Below are 14,169 nucleotides of genomic sequence, written 5' to 3'. Positions count from 1 at the left end.
CAACAGTGTGACGAATCGCGCGCGAAATTTTTTACCGGGCTGTTTTTACCTTCGTCGACGAACGGCGTGTCGCGCAGCGCAGCGCGGCGCCGGCGACGCGCAGATGCGCGGCTGATGCGCGGCGCGGGTCAAGCGCAAGCACCGCGCGAATGAAGCACAGGTAAAGATTCGGCGCGCCCATTCGTCTAGCAGACAGAAGAGGCGCGCCCCGCGCCTTGCCGTTCGCTTCGCCGCCGAAGCGCCGATTCGTTTCCTTCACTGACCCGTGCTCCGCCGATGACCGATGCCACCGGGCGTCTCGACGCCCCGCCCTCGACCGATTCCCGCCCCGCCGTGAAGCACGCGCGGCGCCTGATAGTCGCGCTGCTCAAGCGCTCCCGCGGCGCGTTCGCGATCGCGCTCGCCGCATGCGTGATGAACGGCGCGTCGAGCGTGCTGCTCGTCGCGACGCTGAGCCGCGCGCTCTCCGAGCCGCAAGCCGCCGACGCGTCGCTCGCATGGCGCTTCGGCCTGTGCGCGGTGATCGCGCTCGTCACCCGGATCGTCACGGGCGTGCTGTTCGCGCGGCTGTCGCAAGACACGATGGCGCAGTTGCGCGAGCACGTCGCGCGGCGCGTCGCGGCGGCCGAGCTGCAGGACGTCGAGCGGATCGGCGCGGCGCCGGTCCAGTCGGTGCTGACCGACGACGCGACCAACGTGTCGATGCTGTTCTTCGCACTGCCCAATCTCGTGATGCACGGCTCGATCGTGTTCGGCTGCCTCGGCTATCTGGCGTGGCTGTCGTGGCCCGTGTGCCTGCTCGCGGTCGCGGCGATCCTCGTCGGCTCGCTCGGCTATCACGCGGGCGACAAGCGCGCGATCGCCTGGCTCGAGGATGCGGGCCGCTCGCAGGACAGGCTGTTCGGCTATCTCGGCGCGCTCTTTTCGGGCGCGAAGGAGTTGAAGCTGCATCAGGCGCGCTCGCGCCAGTTCGTCGACGGGCAGCTCGGCGCGGCGATCGCCGAGGTGCGTGACCATCGCCGCCGCGCGTTCAGCGCGTACGCGATCGGCGTGGGCTGGATCGTGTTCCTGTTCTATGTGTTCCTGGGCGTCGCGGCGTTCTGGCCCGCGCTCGGCGTGCGCGGCGACGGGCCCGCGGCGTCCGGCTACGTCGTCGTGTTCCTGTTCATGCTGCTGCCGCTCGACGGCCTGCTCAACAACGTGCCGACGCTGAACGCGGCGCGCGTATCGCTCGAACGGATCGAGAAGCTGATGGCGCAGTTCGGCGCGCTGCGCACCGCGCCGCCGCCCGACGAGACCGCGTCGCACGTGCCGTTCGACACGCTCGCGCTGCGCGGCGTCACGCATTCGTATTTCCACGAGCGTGACGAGCGGATGTTCCGCGTCGGGCCGATCGACCTGACGCTCAAGCCGGGCGAGCTCGTGTTCATCGTCGGCGGCAACGGCAGCGGCAAGACGACGCTCGCGAAGGTGCTGACGGGCCTGTACGAGCCCGAAGGCGGCACGATCGAGCTCGACGGCAAGCCGGTCGGCCTCGCCGAGCGCGCCGCGTACCGCGAGCGCTTCTCGGCGGTGTTCAACGATTTCCATCTGTTCGACGCGCTGCTCGGCATCGTCGACCCGAGCGACGCGGCGCGCGCGCAGGCCGACGCGCGCGCGAACGCGCTCGTCGCGAAGCTCTCGCTCGACCACAAGGTGCAGGTCGTCGACGGCGCGTTCTCGACGCGCGCGCTGTCGACCGGGCAGCGCAAGCGGCTCGCGCTCGTCGTCGCGTATCTCGAGGACCGGCCGCTCTATCTGTTCGACGAATGGGCGGCCGACCAGGACCCGGCGTTCAAGGCGGTGTTCTACGAGCAACTGCTGCCGGAGCTGCGCGCGCGCGGCAAGACGGTGATCGTGATCAGCCATGACGACCGCTACTTCCCGATCGCGGACCGGGTGCTGAAGCTCGATAACGGGAAGATCGTCAGCGAAACGCACGGCGCGCGGCGCGCGGCGCTCGCGAACGGGACCGAGGGGTGATGGCGCGGCGCGCGGCGTGATCGGCGCGGCGAACCGGGTGATTTGCTGTCGAAACGGCTCGCCGCCGACATGTTTCCGCTCGCCGCACAAGTCCGCTTCACGGCCTTTCAGGCGCAGGAGCCGGTCTACCGCCTGCGCGGCGACGCGCTTCCCGAGTCGCTGCTCGCGCTGCGCCGCGCGGGATGGAATGCGGATGCGGCGCCCGGCTCGTTGCACGATGCGCAGACCTGCATCGCCGATGCACTCGCATTCCTCGGCGCGCTCGCACCGCACGCGCTCGACGAAGGCGCCGAACGGCCGATCGCGCTCGAACTGCCCGACGGCGCGGTGTTCGACATGACGGGCGAGCAATACGTCCGCGATTGGGCGCGATTGGGCGCTGCCGCAGTTCTACTTTCACGCGATCGCCGCCTATGCGATTCTGCGCAATCACGGCGTCGCACTGGGCAAGCCGGACTGCGTCTCGCACATGTTCGCGTACCTTCGGCCCGCAACGATGCCGCGGGAGCGATAGCGCGGCGCATCGGGCGAACGGGGACAATCCGAGGGCGATCGGCAGCAATCGGCGGCGGCGCGGCCGGCCTGCGTCACCGCGGCGGCGCGTCCGCCCCCGGCTTCGGCAACGCCAGCACCCGCTCCGTCATCTCGTCGGCGAGCCTCAACGCCGACATCGGCCCGCCGAACCCCCAGATGTTCCGCTCGACGAGCGCGACCCTGCCCGCCTTGCGCGCCGGCACGAACCGCCAGATTCTCGAATCGAGCTTCGCGTCGAGCGGCACGCCCGGCCCGGTTGCGCTGACGAACAGCACCGCGAGACCCGGCTGCTTCAGCAGATCCTCCGACGTCACGTATGCGGTGCCTTCGCGCGTCGGCTCGCCCGGCCAAGGCTCGAGGCCGAGCGCGCGCGCGATGCCCGCCGGCGCGCTGTTGCCCGTGAACGCCCAGTAGCGATCCGGCAAGCCCAGTTCCTGCAGCCACGCAACGCGCTCGCCGGCGTGCCCCGCCGCCGCGATCCGCCGCGCGTCGCGCGCGAGCCCCGCGTCGACGCGCGCCTGAACCGCGCGCGCGTCGCGCTCGCGCCCCGTCAGGCAGCCGATCGTGCGCAGGATCGCGCGCGCCCAGTCGTACTGCGTGACCTGCCGGCCGTCCTCGACGTAGTTCGGGCTGTACTTGAACAGCACGGTCGGCGCGATCCGCGACAGCGCGCCGAAGACGGGCGCATGCCGCAGCCCGACGCCGAGGATCAGGTCCGGCTTCGCGGCCGCGATCGCCTCGAGGCTCGGCTCCTGCCGCGTGCCGACGTCCTGCACATGCGCGAGCCGCGCGTCCTCGTAGCCGATCCAGACCGGGTAGTAGGCGGGATCGGCCATGCCGGCCGGCGTGATGCCGAGCGCGACGAGATCCTCGGCGAACATGAATTCGAGCACGACGATGCGCATCGGCCGCGCGGGCAGCCCTCGGCTGAACTGCGACACGGTCGGATCGGCGGCGAGCGGCCGGCAGACGCCGGGCGGCTCGCCCGCCTGCGCGAGCGGCGCCGCGTGCGCGACGCACGCGGCCAGCGCCACCTGCGCAGCCGCCGCAGACACGATCGCCCGCGCAACGGACAGCCGCCCCGCCGCGCATCGCCCTTGCCCCACTCGCGCCGTCAATGCGCGGCGTCCTGCTTCGCGAGCGCTTCGTCGCACATCGTCAACAACAGCGGACAGCTTCCACACAGTTGGTCTTCCCCAGGAATTTCATTGCGCAGGCAGCACACGCGGCGCGCGCGGAACGGATCGGGCAGCCGCGCCGAGCACGGCTTCACGCGGCGCACCGGCAGCCGCAGCGGGTTCACTTCGCCGCGCGCGTCGACGGGGCCGAACAGCCATGCGGCGTCGGCCGCCGCGCGCGGCGCATCCGCGCATTGCTCGAACAGGTAGTCGAGCAGGTTGCCCGCGTTCGCCCACAGCACGCGCGGCGACAGCTTCGCGAGCGCGGCGAGCGCATCGATCGTCGCCCGCAGATGGTCGACGAGCGCCGCATAGCGCGACGCCGGCTCGGCTTGCGCGGGCCGCAGCGCGTCGGCGTCGAAGATCAGCGCGACCGGCATCCCGGCGCGCAGCGCGACGCGCATCCGCGACGGCGTCATGTCGAGCGGCCGGCCGAGCAGCAGCGCGGCCGCGAAGCCCGCCGACGCGGCCAGATTGAAGTAGTGCTTGCTCCATTGCGACAAGAGCGCGCGCGCATGCGTGCACGGATCGCCGCCGTACAGCGCGGCCATCGCGTCGACGAGCGCATCGCGCCTGAGCGCGAGCGCCGCGGCCGGGATCAGGTCCGGCGGCTCGCCGCCGTCGGCCGCGAGCGCGGGCTCGTCGAGCGCGTCGGGTGCGCCGAGCCACACGTGCTCGAGATAATGCGCGATCGCGGCCGGCGCGAACGTCGAAAAGCGCGTCGCGCGCAGGCTCGCGCTCATCGGCCGCCGCGCCGCTCGCGCCGCGCTTCGGCGATCAGCAGCGCGAGCAGGTACGGCGCGCCGATCAGCGCGGTCAGCACGCCCGCCGGAATCTCGCGCGGCGCGAGCAGCGTGCGCGCGACGACGTCCGCCGCGGCGAGCACCAGCGCGCCGCACGCGGCGGCCACCCACAGGCGCGTCGCGTGCGCGCGCGCGCCGAGCATCGCCGCGAGATGCGGCGCCATCAGCCCGATGAAGCCGACCGGGCCGACCGCCGCGACCGCCGCGCATGCGGCGAGCGTCGCGATCGTCAGCACGAGCGGGCGCAGCGCGGCGATCGGCAGGCCGAGCGCGGCCGCCTGATCGTCGCCGAGCGCGAGCAGATCGAGCGGCTTCGCGAGCAGCACGAGCGCCGGCGTCGCGAGCGCGCACCACGGCAGCAGCGCGACGACCTCGCCCCAACTGCGCCCGTAAGTGCCGCCGACGAGCCAGACGACGAAGCGCGCGGGCTGCACGCTCTCCTGCGTGATCAGCCATTGCGCGAGCGTCGTCCACAGCGTGCCGATCACGATGCCCGTCAGCGCGACGGCGAGCGGCGCATAGCGATGCCGGCGATTGAGCGCGAGCGTGAGCGCAAGCGTCGCGCCGCCGCCCGCGAGCGACGCGGCGACGAGCGCGCCGTGCGCGGCGAGCGGCCATGCGACGAGCGTGGCAAGCGTCGCGAGCCCTGCGCCCTGCGTGACGCCGAGCACCTCGGGCCCGGCGAGCGGATTGCGCACGATGCTCTGCATCAGCACGCCGGACGCGCCGAGCAGCGCGCCCGCGAGCAACGCGCACAGGAGCCGCGGCGCGCGCAGGTCGAGCACCATCCGCGCGACGTCGTCGCGCTGCGCGAGCGCCGCGAGCCAGCGTCCGGGGCCGATCCACACCGGGCCGAACGACACGCCGAGCGCGAGCAGCACGGCGGCGGCCGACAACAGCAGCGCCGCGACGGCGGGCCACGGCAGCGCGGCGAGCGCGCGGACGACGCGCGCGCAGCCGCGCATGCCCGGCTGCGCGTGCGCCGCCGCCTGCTGCGCCGCGCCCGACCACGCCGCGCCGCGCCGGATCATCGCGAGCATCAGCGGCGTGCCGACGAACGCGATCGCGACGCCCGTCGACAGCGTCGCATCGAGGCCGAGCGCGAGCACCGCGCTGTCGGTGACGAGCACGAGCGCGCCGCCCGCGAGCGCGGCGAGCGGCACGAGCGCGCCGAGCCTCGACGCCCTCGCGCCGCGCATCTGCCGGATCAGGTTCGGCGCGATCAGGCCGATGTACGACAGCGGCCCCGCGACGCTGACCGCGACGCTCGCGAAGCCGACCGCGACGACGGTGGCCGCGAGGCGCGTCGCGTCGACGCGCACGCCGGCCGCGGCCGCCGCGTCGTCGCCGAGCGCGAGCGGATCGAGCGGCCGGATCACGAGCGGCAGCGCGACGAGCGGCGCGACGAGCCACAGCAGCGCGTCGCGCAGCCCGGCCGCGCCCGGCTGATACAGGCTGCCGCTCGCCCACAGCGATGCACCGACCACCGTCTCCTCGAAGAACGCGAGCAACAGCGTCGTGACCGCCGAGAACAGCAGCATGCAGACGCTGCCCGCGAGAATGAGGCGCAGCGGCGTCGCGCGCCAGCCGCCCGCGGCGGCCGACACGCAGGCGGCCGCGGCGAGCCCGCAGGCGAACAGCAGCGGCACCGACGCCTGACCGGCGAGCGCCGGCACGAGCATCGCGGCGATCAGGCCGAGCTGCGCGCCGCCCGTGATGCCGAGCAGATCAGGCGCGGCGAGCGGATTGCGCGTGAGCGACTGGAACAGCGCGCCCGCGACGGCGAGGCAGCCGCCCGCGACGAGCGCCGCCGCGGCGCGCGGCGCGGCGAGATCGAACAGCATGACGTGCGCGAGCTGCGCGGCGTCGCTGCCCGCCGGCGCGGCGAGCCACGCGCGCAGCTCGGGCGCGAGCCGCATCGCGGCCGTGACGACGACGAGCGCGACGAGCGCGCCGGCAATCGCGCCGACGCGCCCGGACGCCGGCGAGCGCGAGGCTCGCGACGCCGGCGGCGTGTCCGGCGCGCGCGCGGCGCGGCGCAGCCGCTTGCGAACCGCGAGCGTCGTCATGCGGCGAGATCCCGTTGCGTGCGGGCGCCGGCGCGGCGCTCGCCGGACGCGCCGCATACCGCGTCGGACGTACCGGACGCACATGACGCGCCGCGCGCGTCCGCCGGATCGGCATCGAGCACGCCCTCGTATGCCGGCACGCACATCGGCGCGCCCGTGAGCGGATGCGCGGTCTTGAGCATCGTCACGCCGAACGCGGCCTGCAGGTGATGCGGCTCGAGCATCGCATCGGGCGTGCCCTGCGCGACGATCCGCCCCGCGCGCATCAGCACGATCTCGTCGCTGTACGCGGCCGCCTGGTTGAGGTCGTGCAGCACCCAGACGATCGTGAGGCCGCGCTCGCGATTGAGCCGCCGCAGCTCGCGCAGGATGTCGAGCTGGTGATGGATGTCGAGATAGGTGGTCGGCTCGTCGAGCAGCACGATGGGCGCCTGCTGCGCGAGCGCCATCGCGATCCACGCGCGCTGCCGCTCGCCGCCCGACAGCGCGGCGACATCACGCGCCGCGTCGCGCTCGAGGCCCGTCGCCGCGAGCGCCTCGTCGATCGCGTCGCGGTCCGCGCGCGACAGCCCGCGCAGCCAGCCGCCGTGCGCGTAGCGGCCGTACGCGACGAGCTCGCGCACCGTGAGCCCCGCGGGAATCTGGTTGAACTGCGCGAGCATCGTCAGCGTGCGCGCGAGCGCGCGCCGCCGGTACGAACCGAGCGGCGCGCCGTTGACTTCGACCGTGCCCGACAGCGCGGGCTGCAGCCCCGCGAGCGTGCGCAGCAGCGTGCTCTTGCCGCAGCCGTTCGGGCCGCACAGCGCGCTCACGCGCCCCGCCGCGATCGGCAGATCGAGGCCGTCGAGCACCCGGTGATCCCGGTAGCCGACGCTCAACGCGCGCGCCGCGAGCGCCGGCACCGCTTTATTGTTCATCGTTTCGTCATCCGCCCAATCCGCTAAGCGCCGTTCCTTTCGCGGTGGCTTCGCGCCATCGCCACCACCACCTTGCGCGGCCCCTCGAACGGATCGCGCGCGTGCGCGCTCAGCATGTTGTCGAGCATCAGCACGTCGCCCGTCCGCCACGGGAACACGATCCGCTGGCCGTCGAGCACCGCGCGGATCTCGGCGAGCGCGTCTGGCTCGAGCGGCGCGCCGTCGCCGTAATAGACGTTGCGCGGCACGTTCTCGATGCCGACCGCGTCGACGAGCGCCTCCTGCATGTCCTCGTCGAGCGCCGACAGGTGAAAGAGGTTCGCCTGGTTGAACCATACGGGCTCGCCCGTGCGCGGATGGCGCGCGACCGCCTGGCAGCGCTCGCGGGTGCGCAGAAGCGGCTCGCCGTCATCGCTCTCGCGCCATTCGCAGTCGATCCCGCGCGCCGCGCAGATGCGCTCCACTTCGCGCGGATCGTCGGCGCCGAACGCCTGCTGCCACGGCAGATCGAGCCCCTGCCCGAAATTGCGCACGTACAGCAGCTCGCGCTCGGCGAAGCGCGCGACGAGCGCCGGATCGAGCGCGCGATAAACGGCGCGGCTGTCGGCAATCGGCGTCGCGCCGCCCGTGCGCGCGGCGAGCGCGCAGTGGAACCAGATCCGCAGCGGCCATTCGCGCGTGTACGACTGCTCGTTGTGCAGCGGGATCGAACGGTGCGGCGGGTATTCGGTCGACGTGTAGACGGCGCCCTCGACCTGGCTGCGCGGCGTCGACGCGAACTCGTAGCCGATCAGCGGATCGCCGAAATCGGCGGCGAAGCGCTGGAACGTCTCGATCGACGCGACGCGAAAGCCGGTGAAAAGTACGCCGCCCGCACGCTCGAGGACGTCGTTCGCGATCTCGCGCAACAGCGGCGCGGCGTCGTGGAGCGCGATGTCCGCGCCCGCGCGCGGCGACACGACGGTCGGCAGGCCGGGCTCGACGCGCAGATCGCCGAGCGTCGGGCGGGCCGCCGCGGCCGGCATCGAAAGCTGGGTCATCCGGAAATCCTCTTGCTCTGGCGATACGAACGATGCGAACGGGGCGCGCGCCGGATCACGACGCGTTCGCCGCGTCCAGATGGCGGCGCAGGCTCGCGGGGCGCATGTCGGTCCACACGGTCTCGATGTGCGCGAGGCAGTCGGCCTTCGGGCCGCGCACGCCGGCTTCGCGCCAGCCGGCCGGCAGCGCGCGGAACGTCGGCCAGATCGAGTACTGCTCTTCGTCGTTGACGACGACCGCGTAGACGACGTCGTCGGCCTCGGCGGGCGCGCTCGCGGGTTGCTGGGCTTGCGTCATGATCGTGAAAGCTCGCTGGAAAGGTTCGAGGGACGGCGCGCCGGGCGCGCCGCGTGGGCGTCTACTCGATAGACGAATCGCGCACGCATTTTTTTACCGGCCGCGCGCGGCCGCCGCAAAACGCCGGGCACGCGAGCCCGCGCTCGGACGCGTCGACGCACGCGGCGCAGTGCCGCTCGGCGTCGCGGACCATGAAATGCACGAGCGTCTGCGACACGTTCAGCGCGCGCGCGGCGCTCTGCAGCGTCTCCTCGCGCAGCCGCACCATCTCGAACGCGGCGCGGCTGCGCGCGGGCAGTTGCGCGAGCGCGTCGTACACATGGCGCAGCGTGTCGCGCACGGCGAGCGCCGCTTCCGGCGACAGCTCGTTCGACGGCACGTCGAGGCCGTCGTCCTCGTCCGCGTGATAGGCGTTCTCGAGCGTCTGGCGGCGGCACGCGTCGATCGACGCGTTGCGGACCATCCGCGTCACGTACGCGACGGGCTGCCGGATCGCGTCCTGGTTCGGGAAATCGACGAGCTTGACGAACACGTCGTGCACGACGTCCTCGGCGCGGCTCGCGCAGCCGACGAAGCCGCGCGCGAGCTTGACGAGCATCGGCCGGTTCGCGACCAGCACGTCGACGAGCACGCCGTGCGCGGACGCGCGCGCCGCGGCGCGCGACGGCGCGCGCGGGCCGGGCGCAAACGCCGCGTTCGGATCGAGGATCGGTAACGGTTTTGCCGGCGCCGGCCGGGCGAGCGCTTCCGCCATGCATTCTCCAGATGTTTGCCCAATGGCAGGCAATTTAACGTAAACGCGAATCGTTCTCAATATGATTTATTGATACCCAAATCATCTCGCGGGATTTGCCGTTTTGCGGCACTTCGGCGGCGCTTCGTTCACCCCCCGCGCAACGATGGCGGTACGATCCCGCGTTCGCCCCGCTCCGGCGACCTTCGAATGCCCTTTTTGAATACCTTTTGATCGCCATTCGACCGATGCCCGTCATCGCCTGCCTGCACACCGCCGACAGCAACGTGCCGCTCTTCGAACAGGCCGCCGCCGCGCTCGGTTTCGCCCCCGGTTCGCTCGCGCACGGCGTGCGTGCCGACCTGCTCGCCGCCGCCGAGCGCGCGGCCGCGGCCGCCGGCGCCGCCGCTTTCGCGCTGCCCGAGCCGATCGTCGAGCAAACCCGCGCGGCGCTCGTCGCGCTCGCGCGCGATGCCGACGCGGTGATCCTCACGTGCTCGACGCTCGGGCCGAGCGTCGACGCGCTCGCCGCGCTACCGAAGCCGGTCGTGCGCGCGGACGCGGCGCTCGCCCGTGCGTGCGCGCACGCCGGCGCGCGGATCGCCGTGCTGTGCGCGGCGCCGAGCAGCGAGCGGCCGACCCGCGCGTTGTTCGAAGAGGAAGCGCGCGCGACGGGCGCGCGTCTGGAGGTGCGGATCGTTCCGGATGCGTGGGCGCGATTCCATGCGGGCGACGCGGCCGGCTATCGCGCGCGGCTCGCGCGGGCGGCCGACGCCGCGTATGCGCAAGGCTTCGATGTCGTCGCGTTCGCGCAGACGTCGATGGCGATCGCCGCGCCCGACGTGACGCTCGGGCCGCCGCCGCTCACGGTGCCCCGCGCCGCGCTCGCGCGCCTCTTGCGGGCGTGACGCGAGCGGGCGGGCGGCGAGCGCGATCGCCGACTCGCGGATCGCCGGCTCGCGATCTCCGGTGCGGCCACGGCGTGCCGCGAGCGCGCCCGAGGCCCGAGCGCGACGCCCGCGAACCGCGTGCGCGCTATCGCGCGGTGTAGCCGCCGTCGACGGGCAGCGCGACGCCGCTCACCATCGCGGCCGCGTCGCTCAACAGGAACAGGATCGGCGCGACGACGTCCGCGACGCGCGCGAAGCGCCCGAGCGGAATCGCCGCGAGCATCGGCCCGCTCGCCTGCGGGTCGCTCCACGCGCGCTCGGCCATCGGCGTGAGCGTGACGGTCGGATTGACGCTGTTCACGCGGATCCCGTGCGGCCCGAGCTCGACGCACTGCACGCGCGTCATCGCGTCGAGCGCGGCCTTCGACGCGCAATACGCGAGATGCGACGGCAGCGCGACGAGCGCCGCCTGGCTCGACACGTTGACGATGCTGCCGCCCCGCCCCGCGCCGATCATCGCGCGCGCGACGTGCCGCGCGACCAGCATCGCGCCGCGCGCGTTGACGGCCATCACGCGGTCGAACTCGGCGGCCGTCGTGTCGGTCGCCGCGGCGAGGCTCGTCACGCCCGCGCAGTTGACGAGCCCGTCGAACGCGCCGCGCATCCGCTCGCCGGAGAACGCCGCGCTCACCGATGCGTCGTCGCCGACGTCGAGTTCGAGCGGCTCGCAGCCCGTCTCGCCGGCAAGCCGCGCGAGCTCACGCACGTTGCGCGCGGCCGCGACGACGCGCGCGCCGCAGCCGCGCAGCGCGACGGCCGTGGCGCGACCGATCCCGCTCGAGGCGCCCGTCACGAGGAACGACCGGCCGTTGAAATCGAAAGCGACGCTCATGATGTCTGCAATCCGTGCATGAAGGGTTGGAGCGCCGGATAGAGCCCGGCGTACAGCGCAAAGCGCGCGTCGTGCAGCGCCGCGTGCCGCGCGTCGGGGCGTGCGCGCTCGGCGAGCGTGACCCAGCCGCGCCGCGCGGCCTCGCGCGACACAAGCCCCGCGCCGAGCGCGGCGAGCAGCGCCGCGCCCATCGCCGCCTCGACGTCCTCGGCGATCGTCCACACCGGGTAGCCGGTGATGTCGGCGATGCTCTGCATCCACAGATCCGAATGCGCGGCGCCGCCGACCACGACGAGCCGGTCGTCGAGCGCGCGCGCGCCGGCCGCGCCCGCCGCGATGTTGTGCCTGAGCGCGTACGCGAGCCCTTCGAGCACCGCGCGATACAGATGCGCGCGCGTGTGATACAGCGACAGGCCGACGAACGCGCCGCTCGCCTTCGGGTCCCACACGGGGCTGCGCTCGCCCATCAGGTACGGCAGGAACAGCACGCCGTCGCTGCCCGCGCTCACCTGCGCGGCGGCGGCTTCGAGCAGGCGGTGCGCGTCGCCGCCCGGGCTCGCGCGCGCGGCCTCGAGCTCCGCGTGGCAGAACTGCTCGCGGAACCACGTTACCGACGCGCCCGCCGTGAGCGCGCCGCCGAACACGTACAGGTCGCGCCGGCCGTCGAACACGTGCGGCATGCTGACGAGCCCGTGCCGCGCGTCGGTCGTCTCCGCGATGTAGCCCCAGCACATGCTCGTGCCGATCATCGCGACGTGCTGGCCGCGGCGCGCCGCGCCCGCCGCGAACGTCGCGACGGCCGCGTCCACGCCGCCCGCGACGACAGGCGTGCCCGCCGCAAGGCCGAGCGCGTCCGCCCATTGCGGGAGGAGCCCGCCCACTACCGCATCCGAATCGACGAGCCGCTCGGGCATCATCGTCGCCGGGATGCCGAGCATGTCGAGCGCTTCGTCGGACCAGTCGCGGCGGCTCAGATCGTAGACGCCGCCGATGTTGCCCGCCGCGCTGTGATCGACCGCGAGCTCGCCCGTCAGCCGATACGCGACATACGCGTTCGGCGGCACGAAATAGCGGATGTTCGCCCACACGTCGGGGCGCTTCTCGCGCAGCCACAGCATCTTCGTGTAGCCGTAGTAGCTGTCGACGCCGTTGCCCGTGATCGCGCGAAGCCGCGCGACGTCGACGTGCGCGCGCACCCAGTCGACTTCGTCGGTCGCGCGCCGGTCCATCCAGATGAGGCACGGATGCAGCGGCCGCATCTCGCGATCGACCGGAATCCCCGAGCCGCCGTACAGGCTGCTCACGCACAGCGCCCCGATCGACGCCGCGCCGATGCCGGCCGCGCGCGCGTCGGCCGCGACGCGCGCGATGCATTCGCGCACCGCGTCGAACCACACGTGCGGCCACTGCTCGGCCCACAGCGGCTTCGGCGTGTCCGGCCGGTACGCCACCGCGTGCTGCGCGACGATCGCGCCGTCGATGCCGGCGAGAACCGCCTTCGTGCTCTGGGTGCCGATGTCGACACCAATCACGCATTCCATGTCGCCTCCGCGATTCGGTGAGCGGCGCGCGGTCAGCCGCGCGGCTTCATCAGCACCTTGATCGAGTCGAGCGAGTTCGCGACCCGGATCGCCTCGTCCCACTCCTCGAGCGAGAAGCCGTGCGTGACGATGCCTTTCGACGTGACGAGCCCGCGCGCGAGCAGATCGATCGCGACTGGATAGCAATACGGGCCGAGATGCGCGCCGCGCACGTCGAGCTCCTTGCGGTCGCCGATGATCGACCAGTCGAGCGTCGTGTCCTTGCCGAACACCGAGAACTCGACGAAGCGGCCGAGCTTGCGGATCAGGTCCATCCCCTGCGTGACGCCCGCCGGCGCGCCGGTCGTCTCGATGTAGACGTCGCAGCCGTAGCCCCCCGTCAGCGCCCGGACGATCGCGGGCGCGTCCTCGCGCGTCGGGTCGATCGTCACGTCGGCGCCGTACTCGCGCGCGAGCGCGAGCCGTTCCTCGACGAGATCGATCACGACGAGCCGCTTCGGCGTCTTCAGCTTCGCGACCTGCGTCATCATCAGGCCGAGCGGCCCCGCGCCCGCGATCACGACGACGTCGTCGAGCTGGATGTCGCCGCGATTGACCGTGTGGATCGCGCACGCGAGCGGCTCGATGATCGCCGCGTCCTCGAGCGAGATGCCGAGCGGAATCCGGTGGACGATCGCGGTGGGCGGAATGCGCATGTACTCGGCCATCCCGCCGTCGGCGACCTCGCGCTGAAAGCCGAAGATGTTGTGCACCTCGCACATCCAGTACTGGCCCGACCTGCAGTAGCGGCACTTGCTGCACGGCACGATCTGCTCGGCGATCACGCGATCGCCGAGCGCGACGCCGAAGTGCTCGGCCGCGCCCTCGCCCAGCTCCTCGACATGGCCGAAGAACTCGTGGCCGGGAATCACGGGCGCCTTGACCCACGGGCTCGGCCCCCCCCAGAACATCTTCGCGCCGGAATGGCACTTGCAGTCGCTCGCGCAGATCCCGCACGCGCCGATGCGGATCACGAGCTCGCGCGCGTTCGCGCGCGGCTTCGCGACGCGCTCGACGCGGTAGTCCTCGGGGGCGTGGCAGACGACTGCCGTCATCTGCTGCGTTTCGTCGTTTCGATTCGTCATGGTTTCGGTTTGCCTGGCTGGGTTCGAAGAAGTGGAATGCCGGCCGTGCGGCCGCTCGCCGCGACGCCGTGCGCGGCGTGCCCGAAGTGCCCGACGCACGCGACACACGCCGCGCATATCGGCGTCGC

The 14,169-nt window shown here is 72.7% G+C and carries 12 protein-coding genes and 1 pseudogene; 3 read left to right on the top strand and 10 right to left on the bottom strand.

All coding sequences use genetic code 11. From position 1 onward, the window contains the following. Window positions 1-333: 333 nt before the first annotated feature. Together WS92_RS19565 and WS92_RS19560 are read left to right on the top strand one after the other, a co-directional pair. Window positions 334-2,022 carry a cyclic peptide export ABC transporter gene (locus tag WS92_RS19565; RefSeq protein ID WP_015600484.1) on the top strand — a complete coding sequence of 563 codons (1,689 nt, stop codon included), beginning with the start codon at window positions 334-336 and terminating at the stop codon, window positions 2,020-2,022. 30 nt (window positions 2,023-2,052) lie between these two features. After that, window positions 2,053-2,536, top strand: a pseudogene (locus tag WS92_RS19560) (DUF1993 family protein); the annotation flags it as partial. A gap of 73 nt (window positions 2,537-2,609) precedes the next feature. On the opposite strand, the gene WS92_RS19555 reads toward WS92_RS19560, so the two are convergent. The 7 genes from WS92_RS19555 to WS92_RS19525 all read right to left on the bottom strand — a co-directional run bounded on the left by WS92_RS19555 (window position 2,610) and on the right by WS92_RS19525 (window position 9,615). Then, a complete protein-coding gene (locus WS92_RS19555; RefSeq protein WP_331457928.1) occupies window positions 2,610-3,674 on the bottom strand; it encodes an ABC transporter substrate-binding protein in 1,065 nt (354 codons plus the stop codon). Further along, window positions 3,671-4,477, bottom strand: coding sequence for a siderophore-iron reductase FhuF (gene fhuF, locus WS92_RS19550; protein ID WP_059934286.1), 807 nt, complete (start codon window positions 4,475-4,477; stop codon window positions 3,671-3,673). Before fhuF ends, WS92_RS19555 begins: the two co-directional genes overlap by 4 nt. Next, entirely contained in the window at window positions 4,474-6,606 is a 2,133-nt protein-coding gene (gene fhuB / locus WS92_RS19545) for a Fe(3+)-hydroxamate ABC transporter permease FhuB (RefSeq protein WP_059934284.1), read from the bottom strand. Before fhuB ends, fhuF begins: the two co-directional genes overlap by 4 nt. Beyond that, window positions 6,603-7,523 carry an ABC transporter ATP-binding protein gene (locus WS92_RS19540; protein WP_059934283.1) on the bottom strand — a complete coding sequence of 307 codons (921 nt, stop codon included), beginning with the start codon at window positions 7,521-7,523 and terminating at the stop codon, window positions 6,603-6,605. The genes fhuB and WS92_RS19540 overlap by 4 nt, the downstream gene beginning before the upstream one ends. 23 nt (window positions 7,524-7,546) lie before the next feature. Next, window positions 7,547-8,563 carry a TauD/TfdA family dioxygenase gene (locus WS92_RS19535; RefSeq protein ID WP_006026675.1) on the bottom strand — a complete coding sequence of 339 codons (1,017 nt, stop codon included), beginning with the start codon at window positions 8,561-8,563 and terminating at the stop codon, window positions 7,547-7,549. A gap of 55 nt (window positions 8,564-8,618) precedes the next feature. Then, window positions 8,619-8,861: an MbtH family protein gene (locus tag WS92_RS19530; RefSeq protein WP_059934281.1), complete on the bottom strand. Its 243-nt coding sequence runs from the start codon at window positions 8,859-8,861 to the stop codon at window positions 8,619-8,621. 61 nt (window positions 8,862-8,922) lie between these two features. Further along, on the bottom strand, window positions 8,923-9,615 hold the full coding sequence (locus WS92_RS19525; protein WP_006026673.1) for an RNA polymerase factor sigma-70: 693 nt from the start codon (window positions 9,613-9,615) through the stop codon (window positions 8,923-8,925). Window positions 9,616-9,842: 227 nt separating this feature from the next. On the opposite strand from WS92_RS19525, the gene WS92_RS19520 reads away from it, so the two are divergent. After that, window positions 9,843-10,502: an aspartate/glutamate racemase family protein gene (locus WS92_RS19520; protein ID WP_059934279.1), complete on the top strand. Its 660-nt coding sequence runs from the start codon at window positions 9,843-9,845 to the stop codon at window positions 10,500-10,502. A 127-nt stretch (window positions 10,503-10,629) separates the two neighbouring features. Here the strand turns inward: WS92_RS19520 and WS92_RS19515 are convergent, their stop codons facing one another. The 3 genes from WS92_RS19515 to WS92_RS19505 are packed head-to-tail and all read right to left on the bottom strand — an operon-like array spanning window position 10,630 to window position 14,041. Then, window positions 10,630-11,376: an SDR family oxidoreductase gene (locus WS92_RS19515; RefSeq protein WP_006026671.1), complete on the bottom strand. Its 747-nt coding sequence runs from the start codon at window positions 11,374-11,376 to the stop codon at window positions 10,630-10,632. Continuing rightward, a complete protein-coding gene (locus WS92_RS19510; protein ID WP_059934277.1) occupies window positions 11,373-12,917 on the bottom strand; it encodes an FGGY-family carbohydrate kinase in 1,545 nt (514 codons plus the stop codon). Before WS92_RS19510 ends, WS92_RS19515 begins: the two co-directional genes overlap by 4 nt. 32 nt (window positions 12,918-12,949) lie before the next feature. Continuing rightward, window positions 12,950-14,041 (bottom strand): alcohol dehydrogenase catalytic domain-containing protein, encoded by a 1,092-nt coding sequence (locus WS92_RS19505; RefSeq protein ID WP_059934275.1) that lies wholly within the window; start codon window positions 14,039-14,041, stop codon window positions 12,950-12,952. Window positions 14,042-14,169: the final 128 nt, after the last annotated feature.

It is taken from the genome of Burkholderia sp. MSMB1588, assembly GCF_001546925.1.
In the GTDB taxonomy this organism is placed as follows: Bacteria; Pseudomonadota; Gammaproteobacteria; order Burkholderiales; family Burkholderiaceae; genus Burkholderia; species Burkholderia humptydooensis.
The sequence above is the reverse complement of the archived record's forward strand: the minus strand, read 5'-3'. Positions and strand labels throughout refer to the sequence as shown.